The organism is Streptomyces sp. NPDC055239, assembly GCF_053606205.1.
This window is the reverse complement of sequence record NZ_JBSGRD010000027.1, coordinates 15,209-39,649: the sequence shown is the minus strand read 5'-3', so window position 1 is coordinate 39,649 and position 24,441 is coordinate 15,209. Positions and strand designations below refer to the sequence as shown.

General features: G+C 70.2%; 23 protein-coding genes. 18 read left to right on the top strand and 5 right to left on the bottom strand.

All coding sequences use genetic code 11. From position 1 onward, the window contains the following. Positions 1–56: 56 nt before the first annotated feature. Positions 57–683, top strand: coding sequence for a TetR/AcrR family transcriptional regulator (locus tag ACWFRJ_RS44200; protein WP_453544698.1), 627 nt, complete (start codon positions 57–59; stop codon positions 681–683). A gap of 37 nt (positions 684–720) precedes the next feature. Here ACWFRJ_RS44200 and ACWFRJ_RS44195 read toward each other — a convergent pair whose 3' ends face one another. Beyond that, positions 721–1,107: a hypothetical protein gene (locus ACWFRJ_RS44195; RefSeq protein WP_453544696.1), complete on the bottom strand. Its 387-nt coding sequence runs from the start codon at positions 1,105–1,107 to the stop codon at positions 721–723. 460 nt (positions 1,108–1,567) lie between these two features. Between ACWFRJ_RS44195 and ACWFRJ_RS44190 the strand changes: the two genes are divergently transcribed. From ACWFRJ_RS44190 to ACWFRJ_RS44155, 8 genes are all read left to right on the top strand, one after another. Beyond that, positions 1,568–3,547: a hypothetical protein gene (locus tag ACWFRJ_RS44190; protein ID WP_453544694.1), complete on the top strand. Its 1,980-nt coding sequence runs from the start codon at positions 1,568–1,570 to the stop codon at positions 3,545–3,547. Between the two features lie 159 nt (positions 3,548–3,706). Then, positions 3,707–4,396: an alpha/beta hydrolase gene (locus tag ACWFRJ_RS44185; RefSeq protein WP_453544692.1), complete on the top strand. Its 690-nt coding sequence runs from the start codon at positions 3,707–3,709 to the stop codon at positions 4,394–4,396. 138 nt (positions 4,397–4,534) lie between these two features. Beyond that, complete coding sequence (locus ACWFRJ_RS44180; RefSeq protein WP_453544690.1) at positions 4,535–5,821, top strand: NAD(P)/FAD-dependent oxidoreductase; 1,287 nt, start codon at positions 4,535–4,537, stop codon at positions 5,819–5,821. Continuing rightward, positions 5,818–6,561 (top strand): DUF1365 domain-containing protein, encoded by a 744-nt coding sequence (locus ACWFRJ_RS44175; RefSeq protein WP_453544688.1) that lies wholly within the window; start codon positions 5,818–5,820, stop codon positions 6,559–6,561. Before ACWFRJ_RS44180 ends, ACWFRJ_RS44175 begins: the two co-directional genes overlap by 4 nt. Continuing rightward, positions 6,558–7,865 carry a class I SAM-dependent methyltransferase gene (locus ACWFRJ_RS44170; RefSeq protein WP_453544686.1) on the top strand — a complete coding sequence of 436 codons (1,308 nt, stop codon included), beginning with the start codon at positions 6,558–6,560 and terminating at the stop codon, positions 7,863–7,865. The genes ACWFRJ_RS44175 and ACWFRJ_RS44170 overlap by 4 nt, the downstream gene beginning before the upstream one ends. Beyond that, on the top strand, positions 7,862–9,181 hold the full coding sequence (locus tag ACWFRJ_RS44165; protein ID WP_453544684.1) for a class I SAM-dependent methyltransferase: 1,320 nt from the start codon (positions 7,862–7,864) through the stop codon (positions 9,179–9,181). The genes ACWFRJ_RS44170 and ACWFRJ_RS44165 overlap by 4 nt, the downstream gene beginning before the upstream one ends. Continuing rightward, positions 9,178–9,993, top strand: coding sequence for a DUF1295 domain-containing protein (locus ACWFRJ_RS44160; RefSeq protein WP_453544682.1), 816 nt, complete (start codon positions 9,178–9,180; stop codon positions 9,991–9,993). Before ACWFRJ_RS44165 ends, ACWFRJ_RS44160 begins: the two co-directional genes overlap by 4 nt. A gap of 218 nt (positions 9,994–10,211) precedes the next feature. After that, positions 10,212–10,961, top strand: a complete 750-nt coding sequence (locus ACWFRJ_RS44155) for an ANTAR domain-containing protein (RefSeq protein WP_453544680.1) — start codon at positions 10,212–10,214, stop codon at positions 10,959–10,961. Positions 10,962–10,992: 31 nt separating this feature from the next. Here ACWFRJ_RS44155 and ACWFRJ_RS44150 read toward each other — a convergent pair whose 3' ends face one another. Beyond that, positions 10,993–12,177 carry a hypothetical protein gene (locus ACWFRJ_RS44150; RefSeq protein WP_453544678.1) on the bottom strand — a complete coding sequence of 395 codons (1,185 nt, stop codon included), beginning with the start codon at positions 12,175–12,177 and terminating at the stop codon, positions 10,993–10,995. A gap of 284 nt (positions 12,178–12,461) precedes the next feature. On the opposite strand from ACWFRJ_RS44150, the gene ACWFRJ_RS44145 reads away from it, so the two are divergent. From ACWFRJ_RS44145 to ACWFRJ_RS44105, 9 genes are all read left to right on the top strand, one after another. Beyond that, complete coding sequence (locus tag ACWFRJ_RS44145) at positions 12,462–13,232, top strand: GntR family transcriptional regulator (protein ID WP_453544676.1); 771 nt, start codon at positions 12,462–12,464, stop codon at positions 13,230–13,232. 51 nt (positions 13,233–13,283) lie between these two features. Beyond that, entirely contained in the window at positions 13,284–13,511 is a 228-nt protein-coding gene (locus ACWFRJ_RS44140; protein ID WP_190086068.1) for a 4Fe-4S dicluster domain-containing protein, read from the top strand. 11 nt (positions 13,512–13,522) lie between these two features. Next, complete coding sequence (locus tag ACWFRJ_RS44135; protein WP_453544673.1) at positions 13,523–14,881, top strand: ABC transporter substrate-binding protein; 1,359 nt, start codon at positions 13,523–13,525, stop codon at positions 14,879–14,881. Continuing rightward, on the top strand, positions 14,878–15,795 hold the full coding sequence (locus tag ACWFRJ_RS44130; RefSeq protein WP_453544671.1) for an ABC transporter permease: 918 nt from the start codon (positions 14,878–14,880) through the stop codon (positions 15,793–15,795). The genes ACWFRJ_RS44135 and ACWFRJ_RS44130 overlap by 4 nt, the downstream gene beginning before the upstream one ends. Further along, the gene (locus tag ACWFRJ_RS44125; protein WP_453544669.1) at positions 15,792–16,580 is read left to right on the top strand and encodes an ABC transporter ATP-binding protein; all 789 of its coding nucleotides are present in this window, start codon (positions 15,792–15,794) and stop codon (positions 16,578–16,580) included. The genes ACWFRJ_RS44130 and ACWFRJ_RS44125 overlap by 4 nt, the downstream gene beginning before the upstream one ends. Before the next feature lie 42 nt (positions 16,581–16,622). After that, a complete protein-coding gene (locus ACWFRJ_RS44120; RefSeq protein ID WP_453544667.1) occupies positions 16,623–19,352 on the top strand; it encodes a fumarate reductase/succinate dehydrogenase flavoprotein subunit in 2,730 nt (909 codons plus the stop codon). Positions 19,353–19,502: 150 nt separating this feature from the next. Continuing rightward, positions 19,503–20,177 (top strand): DedA family protein, encoded by a 675-nt coding sequence (locus ACWFRJ_RS44115; protein WP_453544665.1) that lies wholly within the window; start codon positions 19,503–19,505, stop codon positions 20,175–20,177. Between the two features lie 99 nt (positions 20,178–20,276). Continuing rightward, the gene (locus tag ACWFRJ_RS44110) at positions 20,277–21,470 is read left to right on the top strand and encodes a sensor histidine kinase (protein WP_453544663.1); all 1,194 of its coding nucleotides are present in this window, start codon (positions 20,277–20,279) and stop codon (positions 21,468–21,470) included. Continuing rightward, positions 21,470–22,105, top strand: a complete 636-nt coding sequence (locus ACWFRJ_RS44105; RefSeq protein ID WP_453544720.1) for a response regulator transcription factor — start codon at positions 21,470–21,472, stop codon at positions 22,103–22,105. Before ACWFRJ_RS44110 ends, ACWFRJ_RS44105 begins: the two co-directional genes overlap by 1 nt. A 10-nt stretch (positions 22,106–22,115) precedes the next feature. Here ACWFRJ_RS44105 and ACWFRJ_RS44100 read toward each other — a convergent pair whose 3' ends face one another. From ACWFRJ_RS44100 to ACWFRJ_RS44090, 3 genes are read right to left on the bottom strand one after another with little or no spacing between them, the layout of a single operon-like run. Beyond that, positions 22,116–22,676 (bottom strand): TetR/AcrR family transcriptional regulator, encoded by a 561-nt coding sequence (locus ACWFRJ_RS44100; RefSeq protein WP_453544661.1) that lies wholly within the window; start codon positions 22,674–22,676, stop codon positions 22,116–22,118. Positions 22,677–22,728: 52 nt separating this feature from the next. Next, positions 22,729–24,126: an amidase gene (locus ACWFRJ_RS44095; protein ID WP_453544659.1), complete on the bottom strand. Its 1,398-nt coding sequence runs from the start codon at positions 24,124–24,126 to the stop codon at positions 22,729–22,731. Beyond that, positions 24,113–24,319 carry a hypothetical protein gene (locus ACWFRJ_RS44090; protein ID WP_453544657.1) on the bottom strand — a complete coding sequence of 69 codons (207 nt, stop codon included), beginning with the start codon at positions 24,317–24,319 and terminating at the stop codon, positions 24,113–24,115. The genes ACWFRJ_RS44095 and ACWFRJ_RS44090 overlap by 14 nt, the downstream gene beginning before the upstream one ends. Positions 24,320–24,441 lie beyond the last annotated feature (122 nt).

Sequence of the window (24,441 nt, the reverse complement as noted above, 5' to 3'; positions counted from 1 at the left end):
CATATGAGCATATGGTAAAAACATTCCGCAAGGACCCGGGCGGATACCCTGACGGCATGCCGAAGGTCGTCGATCACCAAGCCAGGCGTATCCAGGTCGCCGACGCCGTACAGAAGCTGGTCACCGAAGAGGGGCTCGACCGGGTCACCGTGGCGCGGACCGCCGCGACGGCGGGCTTCTCCGTCGGCCATGTACAGCACTACTTCCCGACCAAGGACGAGATGCTGCTGTTCACCCACGAACGCGTCATCCAGAAGATCCGCGACCGGGTCGCCACGCTGGGGGAGCGCGCCACGCGACAGGAACTGCCGATCCGTGACGTGGTCGTCGAAGGTCTCGCCGAATGGCTTCCGGTGGACCCGCGCCGCCGCTCCGCGCACCGGGTGGTGCTCGCCTTCCTCGGCCGCACCGTCGACAACCCCCGTCTGGCCGGGGCCCACGCCGAGTCGGGCCGGCTCATCCGCTCGACGCTCGCCACGGCCGTCCACAACGGAAAGGAGTGCGGCGAGGTCCCGGCCGACACCGACCCGGACCTCGCCGCACTCGAACTCCACTGCCTGACCGAAGGTTTGGCCCTTCAGCTGGGGTCCGACCCCGACGCCACCGAATCGCGGGCCGCCCTCGGTCTCGTCACGGCACGCGTCCAGGCCGTCTTCCCCGGCCGCTGTCGCCAGTACGGCTGAGCCGCGGCGAGGTCGGTGGTGCGGCCAGTCGGCGAAGTCAGTCGGTGAGGGTGACGCAGGGAAGGCCCACGCTTTCGCCGCCCCGGAAGCCCTCCGCGCAGAGCCGGGTGCCCGCGGGGAAGTGGCGCTGCGGGTAGGCCTGGTCCCGGTAGGTCCTGAACGCGTCGACGTCCTCCACCTTGGTGTTGGCGCTCCAGCCGTCGGTGGTCCAGACGCGGGCGCTGATGCGGTGCGGCTGGTTGGTGTTGATGACCGACACCTCGACCCTGCCCAGATAGGTGCCGCTGTCGTAGGTCTCGATGCAGACCGCGTTGTTGCACCACTTGCCGTCGGCCGCAGCCGGCGGCCCGGCGGCGATGACACAGCCGAGCGCCGCGGCGACGGCTCCGATCCCCGCGGCGATCTTCCTGGTGATGTCGTGCATGATGAGTGACCCTCAAGCCTTCGTCATGGCCCGGCCGGACATGCCGGGCCCCGGCAGACCAACGCCGGGCATGATCATCGGTTACGCGGCTTCCGGGGGAATCAGGCGTTCCCCCGTCGAGCGCCCGTCGCAAGCCGGTCCCGGCCAATCCATCACGCCGCCGCCGACGAATCACAAGTGTCCGACGGGGTGGTGAGGGACCCCGCTCGGACGCACGGAGGTGGCGACGGGTGCGGGTGATCCCGGTGGAGTGCGAGGCATCAGCCTCCTCCGCCCGGACGCCACCGTCGCCATCTCCGCCCTTACCTCCACCCTTACCTCGGCGCTCGCCCTCGCCCCTCGGGGACAGCCCCTGGCGCCCGTACCTGCGGTGACGCGACGCCTGTGACCATCGCACGATTCACTCGTTTGAATCGGGTCAGGACGCAATGTCGTCAGCCTTTGGAAGGCTTCTTGATCGATGAGCACATCGCAACGGCGCCCGGCGAAGAAGACGGGGCGGGTGGCCCTTGACCAGGTCGAAGCCGTCATCGTCGACCAGTACACCCGGCTCGTACGCCTCGCCTACCTCACACTTCCCCACACTCTCAGCAGACACAGGCGAGTCCTCGTCGCCCACGCTCTGGTACAGCGCGCTCTGCCCGGTTTCCGTGTCGGGCGGTCAATATCCCGTGTGCCTGAGCAGCGGAGGGGCACGCAAAAGGCCGACCCCGCGTTGGCGACCACGCGAGCGCGCGTCCTGCGCTCGGCGCTCGCCCATGACCACCGTCCGCGCGGCTGGCCCGCCTTCCTCCCGCCGCCCCGCACACTTCGCCCCATGCTCCCGGTGGTCTGGGGACTGCGCCTGTTCCCTCGCGCGGGCGGCGGCGAGGAGATCGCGCTGGGACAGGCACTCTCCGAAGTACCCGCAGCCGCGCGTGCGGCGTTCGTGCTGCTCAAGCTGGAGGGCCTGTCCCCCTCCGAGGTCGTCGAGCAGCTCACCATCGCCGGTGTGCCTCAGCCGAGGCAGATGCTGCGCGGCGCCCGCGGCGTGGAGGCGACCGCGGGCGGGGCGGCGGAAGCGCTCCTGCGTTCGCGGGAGTTCGACGCCTGTTCCGTACAGACCCGCCCGACCGATCTGCTGCGCCGCAGGCGCCGGTTCCAGCTCGCCTGGTTCACCGCGGGCATCGTCGCCCTCTGTTGTGCGGTACTGATGGTCACCGTCGGGAGCACGCCATCGGCCGAGCCCTCCCGGACCGTCGACGCCCGCCCCCCGATCAGACCGGCCCAGTTGGTCCACACCCCGCCTGACGTCTGGGCCGACACCTCCCGCGTGGACTTCACCGCGTGGCCGGCCCGAGGCACACGCGTCAAAGACGACGCGCTGATCAATCGCGCGCTCGCCACATGGACCGATCCGCCACCCGGCACCCATGTCAGCGTCGCCAAGGCCACCACTGCCGAACCACCGCCCGACAACACACAGTTGCTGTACGCGGGTGACGTCGGCAAGGAGTCGGTCGTGCTGTTCTACGACGGTCGACGCGTCGTGCGCTACGGCGAACCGCCCTCCGCTTCGAGCCCCGCGTCCCTGGACATCGCCCGTTCCGACGAGGCCGACGTGACCACGGCGGCCGCCCTCGTCGTCAGCCGCAAGGCGGGCAAGGTCCGCTACCTGACCGCACCCTGGATCGCCGAGGCGCAGACGCGCGACCTGCTGGCCCCCAACTCCCCCGGCCGTCCGCTCGACGTGTCGGACGAGGGCGTCACCGATGCCGTCCCCGCGCTCCCGGCCAAGGGATCGTGCGACAGCCTGCCGGTGCTGCAACTGCGCTCGTCGAGCAAGATCGTGGAGAAGCACGCCTTCCTCGTCACCGACCTGGGAGGCATCACTCCCGTACATCTCAGCTACACCCCCCTGCCCGGCACCGGAGCCCCGCCCCGGCAGCCTCGCGAGGCCACCAGCAGTACGGCGCTGCAGAGTTGGGCCCGCACCGCATGCCAACTCCCCGAGATGCGGTGGAGCGGCGTGCGGTCCGTCAATCAATGGGACTTCGCCGAGCAGGACCTGCCCGAGCGAGGCGGCAAAGCGGTGTGGTCCTGCACCCGGGCCTCCACCTGGCGCGGCCCCGGCGACGTCCTCGTGCAGTTCCGCACGTCCACGGCGTCCGCGACCGCACCGGCGAAGGTCGTCGGACAGGCACGCTCGACCGCTTCCTGCAGCCGGTTCGGCCAGCACATCGTGGCAAGTACCCCCTGGACTGCGGGCTCCGGGCGTCACTATCTCCTCGCCGCGGGCAGCCGCGAGGTCACCGGCATCGATGTGACCGGCGACGTCGACGTGAAGGAGCGGGGCCGCACCCTGGCCGTCAAGGCTTCCAAGAACCCCGGCGTCACCGTGCGGGCGGATCTGAAGGACGGTGAGACCCTGGACGAGGTCGGCTCGCGCCCCGGGCACTAGGCCCCGGGGCACTGGGCGGCCTCGGACGGAGCCGACGAGCGGCCACTGCGGAGACAAGGCAGAGGCGATCACGTCGTACGACCCATCCGACACCGGCGCGGCTCCGAATAAGTCGTGTCCGGTGCGTACGACCGGTCACCGACATGTCGAGGAGTCTCTGTGCCCTTCCGCGATGGCCATCGCTCGGCGCTGGAGCTGGGAGGTCCCGTCCAGGAGCCACGTGCCGTCGTGCTCATGCTGCACGGCGGCCGGGAGCACGGCACCGCCGCGCCCCCGCCGTGGAATCTGCCGGGCGCGCGGCTGCGTCTCTTCGAGGGCGCGATCCGCCGGGCCACCTCGGGAGGCGGTGTGCTGATCGGTCGGGTGCGCTACCGCCACCGCGGCTGGAACGGCGAGCGGCAGGACGCCGCCGAGGACGCCCGCCGGGCCCTGCGGGAGCTGGAGCTGCTCGCCGGTGAGGTGCCGACCGTCCTGGTGGGGCACTCGATGGGGGGCCGCGCCGCGCTGCGGGCCGGCGGGGATCCGCTGGTGCGCGGGGTGGTCGGCCTCGCCCCCTGGTGTCCCGCCGGGGAGCCGGTGGCGCATCTGCGCGGGCGTCGCGTGGTGCTGCTGCACGGCGACAGGGATCGTACGACCGATCCAAGGGCCTCCCTGGACTTCGCGGCCCGGGCCCGTGCCGCGGGCGCCGAGGCGGCCAGCGTGCTGATGGACGGCAGCGACCACGCCATGCTGAGACGTGCCCCCGCATGGCATGCGTTGACCGGACGGACGGTGGCCGGACTTCTGGGCCTCGCCGAGCTGCCTCCCGTGATCGCCGATCAGCTTCCCTCCACCAGTACGTCGTGGTGACGGACAGTACGTCATAGCTACTTTCAGTGAGGCGTGGTGACGCAGAGATCGTTCCGCTCCTGACCAAGCCACGGCGCGTCCCGCTCCGAATCATCTTCAGAGCACGTCCGGCGGATCCGGACGAGGAGATGGGACGGCATGAGAGAACAGCGACGGCGTACCGCGGTGGTGGGATCCGGGGTGGCGGGGCTCACCGCCGCGTACATCCTGCGATCCGCACATGATGTGACCCTCTACGAGGCGGACGACCGGCTCGGGGGCCACGCGCACACCCACGACCTCTCGGGGTCGGACGGCCGCACACGCAGCGTGGACTCCGGTTTCATCGTGCACAACGACCGCACCTATCCGAACCTGCTCCGCCTGTTCCGGGAACTGGCCGTCACCTCGCTGCCGACGGAGATGAGCATGTCCGTGCGGTGCGAGGGCTGCGGTCTCGAATACGCGGGCGCGCGCGGCCCCCGCGGCCTTTTCGCGCAGCCGCGCAATCTGATGCGCGGCCCGTATCTGCGGATGCTCTCCGAGATACCGCGCTTCCACCGCAGGGCCTCGGAGTCACTGGCCGAGCACGGGGGTGACGCGGACGACACGGGCCCCGACGAGACGTTCGGCGCGTTCCTCACCCGTCACCGCTTCTCACGCTACTTCGTGCGGCACTTCGCGGTGCCCCTCGTGTCGGCGGTGTGGTCCTGCCCGCCGGGTACGGCGCTGCGGTATCCGGCTCGCTATCTGTTCCGGTTCCTGGACCACCACGGGATGCTCACGGTGACCGGCTCTCCCGCCTGGCGCACCGTGGCCGGCGGTTCGCGGGAGTACGTGGAGCGGATCGGCAAGCAGCTCCAGACCGTGCACACATCGACGCCGGTGCGGTCCGTGCGCCGGGGCGACGGCGGCGTGAGCGTCACCACCGAGGACGGCACGACCGATTTCTACGACTCCGTGGTCGTCGCCGTCCATCCGGACCAGGCGCTGCGTCTGCTCGCGGACGCGTCCACGGCGGAACGCGAGATCCTGGGAGCCTTCAGCTACTCCCCCAATCCCGCCCTTCTGCACACCGACACCACGGTTCTTCCGCGCAGCCGCGCCGCCCGCGCCTCGTGGAACTATCTGCTCCCCTCGTGCGGCGCCACGACCGAGAACGTGCGGGTCAGCTACGACATGAGCCGTCTCCAGCGGCTGGACGCCCCCGAGACGTACGTGGTGACCCTGGGCGGCGCGAGCATGGTCGACCCTGACCGCGTCCTTGCCGAGATGGCGTACGAACACCCCGTCTACACCCCGGAGTCGCTCGCCGCGCAACGCCGGCTGCCTTCGCTGAACGGTCCCGTCACCGCGTTCGCGGGCGCCTATCACGGCTGGGGTTTCCACGAGGACGGCTGCCGCTCGGGGGTCGAGGCGGCCCTGGCGATGGGGGTGCGCTGGTGAACGCCTCCCCCGGTCAGGTGCCCGCGCTGTATCCGAGCGTCATCACCCACGTCCGTACGAGCCCGCGTCACTACAAGCTCACCCACCGCACGTACCTGTGGCTGATCGACCTGGACGATCCTCCCCGGCTGCCCCGCGCGCTGCGCCCGTTGGCCCGGTTCGACGGAGGCGACCACTTCGGCGGCCGGACCACGGACATCAAGGCGGGGCTCCAGGAGTTTCTCGCCACCCACGGGATCACGCTGGACGGCGGTCGCGTGCTGATGCTCGCCCACGCCCGCGTCCTCGGATACGTCTTCAACCCGCTGTCCCTGTACTGGTGCCACGGCCCCGACGGGGAGCTGCGCTGTGTCGTGGCCGAGGTGCACAACACCTACGGCGAGCGGCACTGCTACCTCCTGAGCCCCGATGCCGCCGGGAGCGCGGACGTGCCCAAGGAGTTCTACGTCTCGCCCTTCTTCCCGGTCGAGGGCGAGTACCGGATGCGGCTCCCCGTGCCGGACGAGCGCCTCGGCGTCACCCTGCACTTCGAGCACGGAGGCAGGCGCAGGTTCACGGCGACCGTGCGCGGCGAGCGCCGCCCCGCCACCACCGGCGTGCTGCTGCGGGCGGCCGTCCGCCACCCCTGGTCCACGCTGGCCGTCTCGGTGGCCATCCGGCGGCACGGCATCGCGTTGTGGCTGCGCGGCCTGCCCGTGCAGAAACGACCCCGACATCGTCCCCAGGAGGGCATGAAGTGAGTACGTCCGTTTCCGGTGTGTCCGGTGTAGCCGGAGTGCCCCATCCACGGGGCACGATCGACGCCGAGCGGTGGCCAGATGTCGTGGCCGTTCCGCGCTGCTCCGCCGCGCGGAAGGCGGTGGGCAGGACCGTCGTGCGCCACGCCTTGAACAACTTGCCGCTCCGGGTGGCGATGGGCGGCGGTGAACTCTGGGGCCAGGGCGGCCCGTTGCTTGAGGTGCACGACCCCGACAGCTTCCTGCGGCGCATCTCGACGAACGGGCTCATCGGCTTCGGTGAGTCGTACATGGCGCACGAGTGGGACGCGGAGGACCTGGTCGCGGTGCTCACCGTGCTCGCCGAGCACGCGGCCACGCTGGTGCCCGATTCGCTGCAGCGCCTGCGCGCGCTCTGGGCGCCCAGGCACCCTGCCGCGCAGCGCAACACCCCCAGTGGCGCGCAGGCCAACATCCAGCACCACTACGACCTGTCGAACGACCTGTTCGCGCTCTTCCTCGACGAGTCCCTGAGCTACTCCTCGGCGCTGTTCGACCACCTGCCCGCGACCTGGCCCGATCTGGAGGAGGGCCAGCACCGCAAGATCGACAGGTTGCTCGACCTGTGCGGCGTGGGGCCCGGTACGCGGCTCCTCGAGATCGGCACGGGCTGGGGCGCTCTGGCCATTCGTGCGGCGGAGCGGGGTGCGAGCGTCCATTCCGTCACCCTCTCCGCCGAACAGCGTGACCTCGCCCTGGAGCGGGTGCGGGCCGCGGGGCACGAGGACCGCGTCCGCATCGAGCTGTGCGACTACCGCCAGGTGCGCGGGAAGTACGACGCGATCGCGAGCGTGGAGATGATCGAGGCGGTCGGCGCGGAGTACTGGCCGACCTTCTTCCGCACTCTGGACGCCCTCCTCGTGCCGGGCGGCTCGGTGGCGCTCCAGGCGATCACCATGCCGCACGACCGCATGCTCGCGGGGCGGAACACCTACACCTGGGTGCAGAAGTACATCTTCCCCGGCGGGCAACTGCCCTCCGTGGACGCCATAGAGGAGACCGCGCGCGCCCACACCGGGCTGCGGGTCACCGCGTGTGAGGGATTCGGCGCGCACTACGCGCAGACGCTGAAGCTGTGGCGCGAGCGCTTCGCCCAACAGGGCAACGAGGTGGGCGACCTGGGCTTCGACGCCACCTTCCGGCGCATGTGGGACTTCTATCTCGCCTACTCCGAGGCCGGATTCCGCTCCGGTTACCTCGACGTACATCAGATCCGGCTGACCGGAGAGACGACCGAGCAGCCGACCGGACAGGGAGCAGGACAGTGACCTCGATCGCCGAGCGCCTCAACGGACTTCTCGCAGATGTCCTTGGCGGTCCCGTGCCGCTTCGGCTGCGTGCCTGGGACGGCAGTGAGTACGGACCGCCGCAGGCCCCCGTCGTGATCGTCCGCTCCCGCCGGGCGCTCCGTCGCCTGCTGTGGCAGCCGGGCGAACTCGGTCTTGCCGAGGCGTACATCACCGGCGACCTCGACATCGAGGGCGACCTCGGCGACGGTCTTCGGACCATGTGGGCCGGGGCCCGCGAGCAGCGGCTCGCCCCGGTCAGGCCCGGCGTGGGGCAGCTGGCGTCCACCGTGGCGGCGGCGGCCAGGCTCGGCGTCATCGGCCCGCCGCCGAAGGCACCCGCCGGTCGCGCCCGGTTGCGGGGTGCACGGCACAGCACCGCCAGGGACCGCGCGGCCATCAGCCACCACTACGACGTCTCCCACCGCTTCTACGAACTGCTGCTCGACCCCTCGATGGCGTACTCCTGCGGGTACTGGGAGAGCGAGGATCCGGGGTACGGCCTCGCGGACGCCCAGAACGCCAAGCTCGAACTGGTCTGCCGGAAGCTGGGGCTGGTCCCCGGAACCCGGCTGCTCGACGTCGGCTGCGGCTGGGGAGCGCTTTCCCTCTATGCGGCAGAGCACTACAAGGCGCAGGTCACAGCGGTGACTCTCTCCCGTGAGCAGCGGGACTTCGTCCGGGCGCGGGTGAGCGAGCGCGGCCTGGACGACCAGGTCGACGTACAGCTTCGGCATTACCGCGACATCGAGAGCGGACAGTACGAGGCCATCAGCGTGATCGAGATGGGAGAGCACGTCGGGGACGCGGAGTACCCGGGGTTCGCGGCCCAACTGCACGGCTTGCTGCGGCCGCAGGGCCGGATCCTCGTCCAGCAGATGTCCCGGGGCGCCAAGGCCCCGGGCGGTGGCGCGTTCATCGAGTCGTACATCGCGCCGGACATGCACATGCGTCCCCTGGGCGAGACCGTCGGCCTGTGGGAGGGAGCGGGCTTCGAGGTGCGTTCGGCCGAGGCGCTGCGCGAGCACTACGTCCGCACCGTCGACGCGTGGCGCGCCACGCTGGAGGAGCGCTGGGAGGAGTTCGTCTCGCTGGTCGGGGCAGAGGCGGCAAGGACCTGGCGGCTGTATCTGGTGGGCGGATCGCTCGCGTTCGAGGAGAGGCGCATGGGCGTCGACCAGATCCTCGCCGTACGCACCAGTGATCTGGGCCGGTCGGGGATGCCCGCCACGACGGCCGACTGGTACAGAGGGGATCTGTACCGCGGGGACCGGTACCGCGAGGGCGGTGCGTCGTGAACGGTTTCGACTGGGGTGCGTTCGGCGTCAATCTCGGCTTCGCCGCGCTCACCGCCCTGGCCGTTCTCCTGGCCACCTTCGCGCTCGCACTGAAACGCGGGATGCACCGCGTCGTGGACATCGCCTGGGGTGTCGCCTTCGCGGCCGTCGCCCTCGTGACGTACGTCGTCTCGGCGGGCCACGGTGACGAGGGGCGGCGGCTGCTCGTGACGGCTCTGACGGTGGTGTGGGGCCTGCGGCTCGCGGGGCACATCGCCTGGCGCGGGCGGGGGCACGGCGAGGACCCGCGCTACGAGCGCCTGCTGTCCAAGGCTCCGGGCAGCCGGGCCGCGTACGCCCTGCGCATGGTCTACCTGCTGCAAGGCGGCCTGGTCTGGCTGGTGTCCCTGCCCGTGCAGGCCGCCGCCTACATCGAGGGACCGGTGGGCGTGCTCGCTGTCGTAGGAGGGCTCCTGTGGCTGGTCGGTCTGGCCTTCGAGACGGTCGGGGACCACCAGCTCGCCCGGTTCAAGGCGGACCCGGCCAACAAGGGCCGCCTCATGGACCGCGGCCTCTGGTCCTGGACGCGCCATCCCAACTACTTCGGTGACTTCTGCGTCTGGTGGGGCCTGTTCCTCATCACGTGCGAGGCGCCCGTGGCGGCCGCCGCCACCGTAGTCGCTCCCCTGGTGATGACGTATCTGCTGACGCGGGGCAGCGGCAAGGCGCTGCTCGAACGCCACATGGCAGACCGGCCGGGTTACGCCGCCTACCAGCGGCGCACCAGCGGATTCTTCCCGAGGCCACCGCGGACGGCGGAAAAGCCGCGCTGAGAAGAGAAAGTTGACAGGAATTCAATCCTGATTTCAACAGAACAAAAAAGGGCGATTAATTACGGTCTTTGCCGCCTCTCGACCACATCCGATCGGCGTGTGTCTGATGTCAGACGACCGATCGCGCTAATGTGGAGAATATTCTGCGGATTCCCTCAACTGAAGCATGCGCACAGTTCTGTTGGTTGCTGATACGGGGTGTGGAAGGGAGTGGCGGCATGACCGCCATGTCCGAGAGGCGGCGCGAGGAACGACTGGCGTCCGCGTTCGTGGATCTCACCGCACCACTGGTGCGGGATGTGAGCGTGACCGATGTCCTGCTTACCCTGACCGAACACTGTGTGGAGCTGCTCGACGTATCGGCGGCCGGGGTCCTGCTCGACGTTCCGCACGGCCAGGGCGTGGAGGTGGTCGCCTCCGACGAGTACACCCACGCCCTTGAGCTGTTCGGCCTCGAATGCGACGAGGGTCCGTGCCGGGACTGCGCCCGCTCCGAGGCGCACGTCTCCGAGACCCGCCTGGACATCGATGACGCCTGTCCACGATGGCCCCGGTTCACACCGCGCGCCCTGCTCCTCGGCTTCACCTCGGTCGCGACGGTTCCGCTGCGCAGCCAGGACGCGGTGGTCGGCGCCCTGAGTCTCCTCCATGACCGGACGAGACCCCTGGACGACACCCAGCTGCGGCTGGCCCAAGCGCTGGCGGACATCGCCACTGCCTGCGTGATGCAGCGGCAAGTGGTGCACGAGCAGATGACGCAGATCGCGGGGCTGCAGAACTCCCTCGACTCCCGGATCGTCATCGAGCAGGCCAAGGGCTATCTCTCCAACTCCCGTGGATGCAGCGCGGATCAGGCATTCATCCGCATGCGGACGTATGCCCGCAACCGGCAGCTCAAGCTCTCCGACGTGGCCCGCCAGGTCCTGAACGGCGCGGTCGCGGACACTCTCCTCGACCCCGAACGCTGAGCCCTTGCTTGCTTGTCCGAACCCTCTTTCCTCAGCGGCGCCTGAGGGTGCGCGTGAGCAAGGTGCCGAGTGCGATCAGGATGATCGCGGTGATCCCGATACCGAGCAGCGCCCTTGACCGTTGCCCGCTCTCGGCCAGCTCGTCGGGGGGCGAGGTGGGAGGTTGCGAGCTGGACGGCGCGGGTGAGGGCTCTTGCGTCGGGCTCGGCGTGGGGGTGGGCTCCTCCGTGGGCGTGGGCGTCGGCGTGGGGGTCGGCTCGTCCGTCGGGGTCGGTGAGGAGGTGTGCGGATCCTCTGTCGGAGTCGGAGTCGGAGTCGGTGTGGGTGTGGGTGTGACGGGCGGGATCACTTCCGTGGTGGCGCAGGAGCGGTTGTTCTCGGTGTTGTTCTCCCGGGAGCCGGTGTAGACCTGGGCGCAGTTCGTGATGGTCTGGCCGTCCACGCCGGGGTTGGCGTGCATGGTGACGGTGAAGGTACGCGTCTCGTCCGGGCCGAGGGTATGGAGCGGGCAGCTGAGCGTGAGGCCGGTGTCCGGGCACTCGTCAGGCCGCTCCTCGATGGTGGAGAGCTGTCCGTCGGTGGGGTCCTGGACGGTGACGTCGACGGCGTTGGAAGGGCCGTGATTGGTCACTGTCACGGTGAAGGTGTAGGTGCCGTCGGCCTCGACTTCCGGGGTGGCCGTCTTCGTGATCTCCACGTCCGTCAGGGTGGTCGCCTGCGAGATCAAGGTGGTGGAGTCGGCGGGCTGCTGCGAACCGTCCTCGTAGACCGCGGCCTCGTTCCTGATGTTGGTTCCGTCGGAGAGGCCGGGGTCGACGGAGACCGGGATCCGGAACTCTTGTGTGCCTCCCGCCGGAACGGTGACGCCCGCGCCGCCGCAGGTGATCTGTCGGCCCTGCGCGGCGCAGGAGTCCGGGAGTTCGCCGGGGGTGAGCCCCTCCCCCAGCTGATCGGTCACGGTGACGCCCGTAGCGTCCTCGTCGCCGCTGTTCGTCACGGTCAGGGTGTAGACGGCGTCACCGCCCACGACGATGGGATCGGGCGTCACCGACTTCGTGATCTGCAGGTTGGCCGCCGCCCGCTGGTAGGCCGACGCCTCCATGCCGGTGCGGTCGAGACCTGCGCCGACGGGGACGGCCTGCCCGGTGGAGGCCACCGCGGACATCACCACTGCGGCGGAAACGGTCGCTCCGCGGGTCAGTTTCGCAAGCCTCACGTGTGCCTCTCGCTCGGTGGTCGCTCTCGCTCTCGGCAGCCCGGTACGCGAGAGTTCTACCGAACTACATATAGAGGGAGAAATGGTTATGTACCCAGCGACACTCCAAGGGACCGGCTGAAAGGCGCTCTCCCCGGTCAACGGGACCAGAACCAGGCCCCGCCCTGGCAGATCTCCCCGGCAGCTCCACGAACACACAGGTCAGAGGCAGTACGTGTGGTGCGCCGAGTGGCGCAATACTCCGGCAACACCACCGCCCCGGCCACGTCGGTATGGTCCCTCGCATGCCAGCCGAACGTATCCGCGAGCACACTGTGCCGGTCGCCGCCGCACGACGGCGTCGGCTGCGCGCGGACCAGGCGCGGCAGCTGGCCGACCTGTTGCGCCACCAGGTGCGCACCGGGGGATTTCCCAGCGGTGTACTGCCGTTGGAGGGCGCGATCGGCAGCGATTACCACGTCTCCCGGAACACCGTCCGGCAGGCGCTCGATCTGCTCCGTACGGAAGGACTGCTCGAACGGCAGCCCGGTGTCGGCACCCTCGTGGTGTCCGAGAAGTACCCGCACGGCCTCGACCGGCTGCAGGGTCTCGCCGAGACCCTGCACGAACACGGCGACGTCACCAACGAAGTCCGTACGGTCGGTCCCGTCCCCGCGCCCGCACCCGTGGCCCGGCGGCTCGGCCTCGTGGAGCACACCGACGTGCTCTACATCGAACGCCTTCGCCGGCTGAACGGCCTGCCGCTCTCTCTCGACCTCACCTACATCCCGATGGACATCGGCGCCGGTCTCATCGGCTGCGACCTGGAGAACACGGATGTGTTCCGGCTCCTCGAGACCCTGACCGGGCAGCCGCTCGGCACGGCCGAGATCACCCTGGAGGCCGTCAACGCCGACGTGCACTCCGCCGCCGTCCTGGAGGCCCCGCGCGGTGTCGCGGTGCTGATGCTCGAACGGCTCACCTCGCTGTCCGACGGGCGCCCCGTGGACCTGGAGTTCATCCGTTTCCGCGGTGACCGCATCAGCATGAGCGGGCTGCTCCACCGCGCCCTCTGACCCCGCAGGTCCCCAGTTTTTCCACCAGCCACCTCTTTCCGGGAGACAGCCATGCCTCTGGCCCCCCAGCGCGCCGACGTGCCCGTGACCATCGACGAGTCGAAGTGCATCGACGGCTGCACCCTCTGTGTCGACATGTGCCCGCTCGACTCGCTCGCGATCAATCCGGAGAGCGGCAAGGCCTTCATGCACGTCGACGAGTGCTGGTACTGCGGCCCGTGCGCGGCCCGCTGCCCCACGGACGCGGTCACGGTCAACATGCCCTATCTGCTCCGGTGAAGGCGACGAAGATGAAACGCACGGCACACCACACCACCCTGGCTGCCCTGGCCGCCCTCGTGACCCTCCCCCTGGCGGGCTGTGGCGGGGCGAGCGCGGAGGACTCCGGAACCGTCACCGTCACCATCGGCTACCAGTCCAAGACCATCAATACCGTCACCGCAGGCACGCTGCTGCGCTCGCTCGGCTACTTCGAGCGCGAACTCGCGGCGCGGGGCAAGCGTGAGGGCGTCACCTACAAGGTGAAGTGGCAGGACTACGCCACCGGCGCGCCGATCACCGCGCAGATGACCGCCGGGAAGATCGACATCGGTTCGATGGGCGACTTCCCCCTTCTGATCAACGCAGCCCGCGGCTCCCAGCTGAACCGTCCGACGAAGCTCGTCTCCGTCACCGGCTACAACCTCCGCGGCGGGCTCAACACCATTGTCACGAGCCCCGGTTCAAAGCTGGCCTCGCTGAAGGACCTGCGCGGCAAGAAGGTCTCGACGAGCGTCGGCTCCGCCGCCGACGGCACTCTGGTAAGGGCCCTGCGGCAGGCGGACATCGACCCGGATGAGGACATCCGCAAGCTCAACCAGCAGCCCGCGGTGGGCGCTTCGGCGCTCCAGGCGGGCAGCGCGGACGCGCTCTCGCAGTTCGTGGCGTGGCCGGGTCTTCTCGCCTTCCAGGACCGGGCCCGAGCGCTGTACGACGGCGCGGAACTGAACCTGCCGACCTTCCACGGGGTCACCGCACGGGAGGACTTCGCGAAGAAGCGGCCCGGGGTCCTGGAGGACTTCCTGCGCGCCCAGGGCAAGGCGACCGACTATCTCAACAAGCGCCCGGTCGCGGCCGCCGAGTCGGTGGCCGCGGCCACGGGTCTGCCGCCCGAGGTCGTCTACCTCTACAACGGCGCGCACGGCATCGCCACGTTCGACCCCTCACTCAAACCCGCGCTGGTGAACGCCTTGAAGAAGGACGTGCCCGTGCTGAAGTCGGCGAAGCTGGTGGGCGATGTGGACGTGGACGGCTTCGTCGACGATCGGTACGTGAAGAAGGCGTACGGCGACGGGTACGCCACCGCGCTGACCGCCACCCCGAAGCCGCCGCGCAGTGAGCTGTGGCTCAAGGGCGAGAACAAGACCCGGTCGTTCGCCACCCCTGCCGAGATGCTGCGCCAGGCAGCCGCGCGGCAGGGCAAGGTGCGCGCCGCGTACGTCCCCGACACCACCACCGGGACGCCCTGGTTCGCCGACAAGGCCGTGTGGGTGACTGACGGCACGAAGCTGCTGCCCTTCGTCACTACCTCCGCCGCGGGCGCCTACACCAAGACTCATCCGGGCGCTCGTGACGTCTCGTACAACCAAGCGCTGAAACAAGCCTCATGATGGGGCGTCATCTCCTGCGCGTCCTGTCGCTCGCCGCAGCGCTGGGCCTGTGGCAGCTCCTGACCACGTTCGACGTCAATCTGTGGCTGCGCTTCGAGCAGTTCCCGACGGTCGTCGATGTCACGCGGGAGTTCGGGGAGCGCGTCGGCGGCGCGACGTACTGGCAGGACCTCACCGACAGTCTCAGCCGCATCGTCACCGGCTTCGCGCTCGCGGCGGTCGCCGGGGTGGCCGTCGGCACGGCGATCGCCCGCTCGCGCCTGGTCGCCGACCTGCTCGGTCCTGTCCTCGAAGTGCTGCGGCCCATACCGGCGATCGCCCTGGTGCCGGTGGCGATCCTGCTCTTCCCCAGCAACGAGCAGGGCATCGTCTTCATCACCTTCACCGCGGCGTTCTTCCCCGTCATGGTCTCCACCCGGCACGCGGTGCGCGCCCTGACGCCGGTCTGGGAGGAGGCGGTCCTCACGATGGGCGGCGGCCGGTGGCGCGTCCTGGGCTCAGTGGTCCTGCCGGGGGCGCTGCCCGGCATCCTCGGCGGGCTCTCCGTGGGCATCGGTGTCTCGTGGATCTGTGTGATCTCGGCGGAGATGATCTCCGGGGAGTACGGCGTGGGCTACCGCACCTGGCAGGACTACACGGTGGTCGACTACCCCGGCGTCCTCGTCGGCATGGTGACGATCGGTGCGCTCGGGTGGATGACGTCGACGGCGGTGGAAGTACTGGGCCGTCGTGTGACGCGGTGGCTCCCGCGGACGGAGTCCCGTAGCGAGGCGTCCGTGCCGCGCCGGTCCTCCCTGCCGAAGCGCCCCGGACCGCGTCCGCCGCGTACACCGCGTCCGCCGCATTCACCGCATTCACCGCATTCACCGCATTCACCGCATTCACCGCGTCCGCAAGAAGAGGTGACCCCATGACCACACCCCCCGAAACCGCTCCCGCCCCCGTCGTCGCGCCGCCCCGCGGTACCCGGCTCACCCTGCGCGACGCGTCGATCGGGCGCCAGGGGACCGTCGTACTCGACGGGCTCGAACTGGACATCGCACCCGGCGAGATCGTCACCGTCGTAGGACCCTCCGGATGCGGCAAATCCACCCTCCTCCGCACCCTCGCGGGGCTGCTTCCACCACTCGGCGGGGATGTCACCCAGGACGGGAGGCCCATCACCGCGCCCCACGCCGAGCGGGCCCTGATCTTCCAGGACGACGCACTGCTGCCATGGCGTACTCTCCGCGCCAACGTCGAACTTCCCCTGGCGATCAAGGGGTTGAAGCGGACCGAGCGCCGCGCCCAGGCCGAGAGCTGGCTGAAACGTGTCGGCCTGGGCGACGGGCACGGCGCCAGACTGCCGCACCGCGTATCGGGTGGACAGCGCCAGCGTGTCCAGCTCGCCCGCGCCCTCGCGGGCGAACCCCGGGCAGTCCTGATGGACGAGCCGTTCGGCGCCCTTGACGCACAGACCAGGGCGGGGATGCAGCAACTGCTGGCCGAGGTGTTGCGCGGCACGGGCGCGACCGTCGTCTTCGTCACCCATGACGTGGACGAGGCGCTCTTCCTCGGCGACCGCGTCGCCCTACTCGGCTCCGGCACCGGACACGTCCTTCACGTACTCGACGTGCCGCACCCCCGCGACCGTACGGCTCACGGCGACCCCGCCACCGTCGAGCTGCGCCGCACCGTTCTGACGTCCCTCGGCACCTGAGAGCACTGAAAGCACCTGAGAGCACCTGAGAGGCCCCCTCCCATGCAGATTCCCGCAGTCACCGACGCTCAGGAGCTCTCCTGCGACGTCCTCGTCATCGGCGGCGGAACGGCCGGCACGATGGCGGCGCTCACCGCGGCCGAGCAGGGCCGGGACGTGCTCCTCCTGGAGAAGGCGCACGTCCGCCACTCCGGTGCCCTCGCCATGGGCATGGACGGCGTCAACAACGCCGTGATCCCAGGCCGCGCGGAACCCGACGACTACGTAGCCGAGATCACCCGTGCCAATGACGGCATCGTCGACCAGTCCACCGTGCGCCAGACAGCGACCCGCGGCTTCTCGATGGTGCAGCGCCTGGAGTCGTACGGCGTGAAGTTCGAGAAGGACGAGCACGGCGAGTACGCGGTGCGCCAGGTGCACCGCTCCGGCTCGTACGTGCTGCCCATGCCCGAGGGCAAGGACGTCAAGAAGGTGCTCTACCGGCAACTGCGCCGCCGCGAGATGCGTGAGCGCATCCGCATCGAGAACCGCGTGATGCCGGTCCGGGTGCTCACGGCGGACGGCAGGGCCGTCGGCGCGGCCGGATTCAACACGCGTACGGGCGAGTTCGTGACCGTACGCGCCGGTGCCGTGATCCTCGCGACAGGGCCGTGCGGACGGCTCGGACTGCCCGCGAGCGGCTACCTCTACGGCACCTACGAGAACCCCACCAACGCCGGGGACGGCTACGCCATGGCCTACCACGCGGGCGCCGAGCTCACCGGCATCGAGTGCTTCCAGATCAACCCGCTGATGAAGGACTACAACGGCCCGGCCTGCGCCTATGTCGCCAACCCCTTCGGCGGTTACCAGGTCAACCGGCACGGCGAGCGCTTCGTCGACTCCGACTACTGGTCGGGGCAGATGATGTCGGAGTTCGCGGCCGAACTCGCCTCCGACCGCGGCCCTGTGTATCTCAAGCTCAGCCATCTCCCGGAAGAGTCCATCAGCGCGCTCGAGGGCATCCTGCACTCCACCGAGCGCCCCACACGGGGTACTTTCCACGCGAACCGCGGCCACGACTACCGCACCCACGACGTCGAGATGCACATCTCGGAGATCGGCCTGTGCGGCGGCCACTCGGCGTCGGGCGTCCGCGTGGACGACCACGCGCGCACCACCGTGCCCGGTCTGTACGCCGCCGGAGACCTGGCCAGCGTCCCGCACAACTACATGATCGGCGCCTTCGTCTTCGGTGACCTGGCGGGCGCGGACGCTTCCCGATTTACCGCGTACGAGGGCGAGTTGCCCAACGGCCAGATCAGGGACGCCCACGAGCTGATCTACCGTCCGCTGCGCCATCCGGACGGACCGCCGCAACCGCAGGTCGAGTACAAACTGCGCCGCTTCGTGAACGACTACGTCGCCCCGCCCAAGTCGGGTGCCCGGCTCTCCCTGGCCGTGGACCACTTCGAGCGGATGCGCGGTGAGATCGACGAGATGGGCGCGCAGAGCCCGCACGAGCTGATGCGCTGCGCCGAGGTGCACTTCATCCGGGACTGCGCCGAGATGGCGGCCCGGTCGTCCCTTGCCCGCACGGAGTCCCGCTGGGGGCTCTACCACGAGCGCACCGACCATCCGAAACGCGACGACGACGGCTGGCTGCACCATCTGGACCTGCGCAAGTCCCCATCCGGAGCGATGGAGTTCACGGCGCGCCCGGTGGATCCGTACCTGGTCCCTGTCGATGAGTTCACGCCGAGCGGCGGAGCCTCACGCCACCTGGGCGAGGTGCACCCGGAGCACGTGGCCACCGCCGGGCAGCGTGACCTCGCCCCTGTCGGCTCCGGCATCCGCACGGACACCGACTCCAGCACCGCCGCCTCGGGGGACACGGCCGCCGTCTCCCGCTCCCCCCGCATCCTGGAACTGCTCGCCCTCGCCGAGGACGAGCCCGAACTCCCCGTGCTGCGGCCCTTCTTGAGCGACCCGGACCCGGCCGTGCGCCGCGCGGCCGTGGCCGCCCTCACCGAGACGGTTCCCTCGGGTACGGGCCCGGCGCTCGCCGAGACGCTGAAGGACCCGGACGCGGCAGTGCGCGGCGCCGCTGCCGCGTCCCTGCGTGAACTGGTCGAAGTCCTGCCCCCTGAGCCTGACTTGGCGCGTGGGCTGCACGACGCCCTCGGCCAGAGGGACCCCCTGGTCCGGGCTACCTCGCTCGACGTCCTGCGCGCCCTGCGCATCGGCGAAACCACCGCCTACGCCCTCGCGCTCACCGACCCGGACATCGAGGTCCGCATCGCGTCGGTCCGTGCCCTGGTCTCCGTCGGCGCCCTGGACGCCGTCGCCCGCGCACGCGTCGACCCGGCCCGTGAGGTCCGTGTCACGGTGGCACGCGGCCTCGACACCCCGGCGACCCTTGCTCCCCTGCTCCACGACACGGACATCCTGGTCCGTGCGGCGGCACTCACCGCCCTGGCGTCCGCGGGCTGCCCCGCCCCGTACGACATCACGGCGGTGGAAGCACTGGCCGCCCCGTCCTGGCAGGTCCGCACGGGTGCGGCCACCGCCCTCGGCGCGGCGGAACCCCGGCTCGCCGTACCCGCCCTGACCACGGTGCTCGGCGATCCCAACGCGGATGTCCGCAAGGCAGCCGTCCTGGCCCTCCTGAAACACTCCGGGAACTCCGGGAACCCCGGGAACCCAGACGCCCGCGCGGCGCTCGCCACCGCGGTCCTCGACCCGGACGCCGACGTCCGCGCCTACGCGGCTCGGGCGACTGCCCCTGCCTGAGATCCGGAGGGGGTGCCTCCAGGCCCTGCGGAAAACCCCACTATGCTCGAAGGCAACCCACATACCGCCGCTGATCCGCGGTTTCTAGCGTTGCTGGTGCATCCCGGCGCCTGTGCTGCAGCCGCCGTTCCACCAGCTTGGAGAAACCGCATGGATCTCGTGACCCTCGCTCTCCCCCAGGAACCCGCGGGCGGCATAGCGGGCTGGGCGGCCGACCTCGTGGACGCGATGGGCGGCCCCGGAGCCGGTCTCGCCATCGCCCTCGAGAACCTCTTCCCGCCGCTGCCCAGCGAAGTGATCCTGCCGCTGACCGGTTTCGCCGCCGGGCAGGGCGTGATCAGCCTGACGTCCGCGCTGTTCTGGACCACGCTCGGTTCGGTGGTCGGCGCCGCCGTCCTGTACTGGATCGGCGTGCTGTTCGGCCGTGAGCGCATGCACGCCATCTGGGCCAAGCTGCCGCTGGTCAAGGGCTCCGACCTGGAACGCACCGAGCAGTGGTTCGCCAAGCACGGCACGAAGGCCGTCCTGCTCGGCCGCATGGTGCCGATCTTCCGCAGCCTCATCTCGATCCCGGCAGGCGTGGAGCGTATGCCGCTGCCGGTCTTCCTGTCCCTGACCGCCCTCGGCAGCCTGGTCTGGAACTCGGTGCTCGTGATGGCGGGTTACTGGCTCGGCGACCAGTGGGACGCTGTGGAGACCTACGTCGGCTTCCTCTCCAAGGCCGTCCTCGTCCTGGCCCTCGTCGCCATCGCCGCCTACGTGGTCAGGCGCGTCCGGTCCAGGAAGCGGCCTCAGCCGCAGCCCCAGCACCGCCGCACGTCCTGACCCGCGGCGATGACCGGCGACGCGACCACCGCCCGTCCCCTGCCCGCCCAAGCCGAGCGATCTTGTCCCGACGATGCGGCAGCACTAATGTCAGCGGGCGTGGAAGGGGATGTGGAGGAGGATGTGGAGGGGGACCCGGCAGGCACGGACGGCACCGACCGTCTTCCTTCGACGCTCCTCCTCAGGGGCACCGGTGTCCTGGTCAGCTGCTTCACCGCCCTGCTCGGCCTGTTGTACTTCGTCCTTGCCGGTGCCGTGCTCGGCGCCTTCCTGCTGTGGCCGCGCACCCGCCGCCGGGCCCACGCCCTGCTCACCGCGGGGGCCCGCAGACTCACCGCCCTTGAACGCAGGCGCCGCTCGGTCTTCTTCCACGACTCGTTCCCCGAGCACCACGCCTCCGACCAGCAGGTGCTGCGCTACCTCGCGGCCCGTACGTACGCCGGACTGCTGTGCGGCGTCGTGGTCGGGCTGCTCGTCTTCGGTGTCATCCTGGCCGGGCTGCTCGCCGCGGGCGTCGCCCGGTCCACGCTGACCTGGCAGGAGCTCCTGGGCCAGGTGGTGCTCGGCGGCGCCCTGCTCTTCCTCGACGTACAGGGCCTCTTGTCGCTCGCCGCCCTGGACACCCGCCTGGCCCGCGAGTGCTTCGGGCCGTCCGAGCGCGAGCTCCTGGAGCGGCGCATCGACGAACTGGCCGCCAGCCGCGCCGCGGTGGTGCAGGCCGTGGACGCCGAGCGGCGCCGCGTCGAGCGCGATCTGCACGACGGCGTCCAGCAGCGCCTCGTGGCGCTCGCCATGCTGCTCGGCAGGGCCCGCCGCAGCAAGGCTCCCGAGCAGGCGGACGCCCTCCTGGAGCAGGCGCACAAGGAGTCCCAGGAAGTCCTCACCGAACTGCGCGAAGTGGCCTGGCGGGTCTATCCGTCGGCGCTCGACAGCCTCGGTCTCCAGGAGGCGCTCGGCGGGGTGTCCGAGCGGTGCGGCATCCCGTTGAGGATCGAGTACGACGTTGCCGGGCCGCTGCCGCCGCCCGTCGAGACGGCCGCCTACTTCGTCGTGTCGGAGGCCGTGACCAACGCGGCCAAGCACTCATCGGCCGAGGACATCTTCGTCAGCGTCAGGGCGTACGACACGTACCTCGGCATCCTGATACGCGACAGCGGCGTCGGCGGTGCCGACCCGGAGGGCAGCGGTCTGACCGGACTGCGCAGCCGGGTGGCCGCGCTCGACGGCAGGCTGAACGTTCACAGCCCCTCCGGGGGCCCCACCACCATCACCGCGGAGCTGCCGTGCGCGTAATGCTCGCCGAGGACTCGACCCTGCTGCGAGAGGGGCTGATCCGACTGCTCGTCGAGGAGGGGCACGAGGTTCTCGCCGGGGTGGGTGACGCGGTCTCGCTGCTGCGGGAGGTGGAGGCGCAGCAGCCGGACGTGGTGGTCACCGACATCCGGATGCCGCCGACCCACACCGACGAGGGGCTGCGCGCCGCGGTGGAGATCCGCGAGCGCTGGCCCGGGGTCGGCGTGCTCGTGCTCTCCCAGTACGTGCAGCGCAACTACGCGGCACAGCTGTTCACTTCGAACGTCGAGCGGGTCGGCTATCTCCTCAAGGACCGTGTCGCGCAGGTCGACGAGTTCCTCGACTCGCTGGAGCGGATCCACGCGGGCGGCGCCGCCATCGACCCCGAAGTCGTACGGCAGTTGGTCGTCCGCACCACGCACAGCGACCCCCTCTCGCGCCTCACGCCCCGCGAGCGGACCGTCATCGAGGCGCTTGCGCAGGGCCATACGAACGCGGCCATCGCGCAGAAGCTGCACATCTCACTGAGCGCGGTCGAGAAGAACCTCAACATGATCTTCGACAAGCTCGACCTTTCGCACACCACCGGCTACAGCCGTCGGGTGCTCGCGGTGCTGCGCTACCTGGAGTCCTGACACGGCTGCGTCAGATCCGGTCCAGGGCGTGTGCCACGAGCTCGCGCGCGTACGCGGCGTCGAGGCGGCCCGGGCGGAACAGGATGCGGTACATGATCGGCGCCACGACGTCGTCGATCATCAGTTCCGTGTCGGGCACCGGCTCGCCGCGCCGGGCCGCCCGGTCGAGCACGACGTCGATCTGCTCGGCCGCATAGGCGGAGCACTGTCCCGCGTTGGTGCCTTCCGGGTCTCCGAGGAGCGCGTCCCTGATGTAGGCGCGCCCGGACGGAGACGCCATCTCGTCGAGGAACTGCTCCGCCCATGCGTCGAGATCGGCCCGAAGGCTGCCGAGATCGGCGGGATCCGTCTCCGGGCGCAGCCGCTCGACCGCGACGTCGGAGAGGAGTTCCTGCAGATCGCCCCAGCGACGGTAGACGGTGGACGGGGTCACACCCGCGCGGGCCGCCACCATGGGGACGGTCAGCGCATCGCGTCCCGCTTCGGCGACGAGCTCGCGGACAGCGGCATGGACGGACTCCTGCACGCGTGCGCTGCGTCCGCCGGGGCGGGTCATGGGCTTGGGGCTCATGCCGACCACCTTAATGCGAATCCGTTGCTTCTAGGCTTCTCGCGCGAGCCTCTCAGGCCACTGTCGCCATCGGTGCCAGTTGCCCCGTGTCGGCCGCCGCCTCCTCGTAGGCCCGGCCCACACGCAGCACCGTCGCGTCCCGGAAGGGCCGCCCCATCAGCTGCATGCCGATCGGCAGTCCGTCGCGGCCGCGGCCGACCGGAAGGGTGAGGGCGGGTACGCCGGTGATGTTGGCCGGTGCGGAGAGGCGGACGTAGCTGTCGGACACGGCCTCGACGGTTCCATCGGCCCATTCGACCGTGTCCTGGCCCGACGCGGCAGCCGTCATGGGCACCGTCGGCGCGGCGAGGACATCGATCCCCTCGAACATGCGGGCCCAGGCGTCGCGCATCATGGTGCGGGCACGCTGGGCGCGGAGGTAGTCGCCCGCCGAGGTGAGCTCGCCCGCCTCCAGAAGGATGCGGACGTCCGGCGCGTACAGGTCGGCCGTGGTCCGCAATGTCCGCTCGTGGTAGGCGGTGGCCTCCGGGACCATCAGACCCCACTGTGTGGCCTGGATGTAGCGCGCCATCGGGATGTCGACGTCGACGAGCTCCGCCCCGAGCTCCGCCAGGCGCCCGATCGCGCTCCGTACGGCTTCCTCCACCTCGGGCGTGACCCGGTCGAAGTAGTGATTGCGGGGCACCCCGACCTTCAGGCCCCTCAAGTCACCCGTTTCGAGGTAGTCCGTCGTGGGTCCGGGCACGCTCGCCGGATCGCGAGGGTCGTGGCCGGCTGTCGCGGCGAGGACGAGAGCCGCGTCCCGCACGGTGCGGGTGAGGGGGCCCACGTGGTCCAGGGACCAGGAGAGCGAGGTCACGCCGGAGCGGGAGACGAGGCCGTAGGTCGGTTTGAGGCCCACGACTCCGTTCAGGGCGGCGGGCACCCGGATGGAACCGCCGGTGTCCGTACCCAGGGCGTACGTCGCCCCACCGGCGGCGACCGCCACCGCCGAGCCGCCGCTCGACCCTCCGGCGACACGGCTGTGGTCCCATGCGTTGTTCGTCTGCGGAGTGGTCAGTCCGTAGGCGAATTCGTGGGTGTGCGTCTTGCCCAGGAGGACGGCCCCCGCGGCGTCGAGGCGTGCGGCCACGTGGCTGTCACGGTCCGCGACGTGCCCGGACCGGACGTCCGAACTCGCCGTGGTGGGCATTCCCTCGGCATCGATCAGGTCCTTCAGGCCCATGGGGATGCCGTGCAGCGGTCCGCGCGGCCCGCCCTCCGTGATCTCCCTCTCCGCCCGGGCTGCCGCCGCCAGGGCCGTGTCCGCGGCGACGGTGACGTAGGCGCCGAGTCGTCCGTCGACCGCGGAGATGCGGTCGAGTACGGATGCGGTGAGTTCGACGGGAGACAGCTCCCTCGCGCGCACGGCGCGGGAGGCCTCGGTGAGCGAGAGCTCAAACGGTTGCATCGGTGTTCTCCCCTCCGGCTCGGTAGGAGGCCGCGGGAGGCGTGTCGCCGAAGTCGAGCTCGCGCAGCGTGGTGATGACGGAGTGGATGTGGTTGGCCGTCGCGGCCACCCCTTCATGCCGGTCGCCCGCGAGGGGCAGCCCCGCCCGCAGCGCCGACACGGCTGCCTCTTGGGGAGTGAGCTCGCTGGTCATTGCGTCCTTCCGGGTCTGTGTGGCGCACAGGCGTATGAGGCCCGGAGCACCTAAAGCGAATGGTTTGCTTTAACCGACCCTACGACCTACGTTGACTTTAACGCAAACGGATTGCTTTTAGC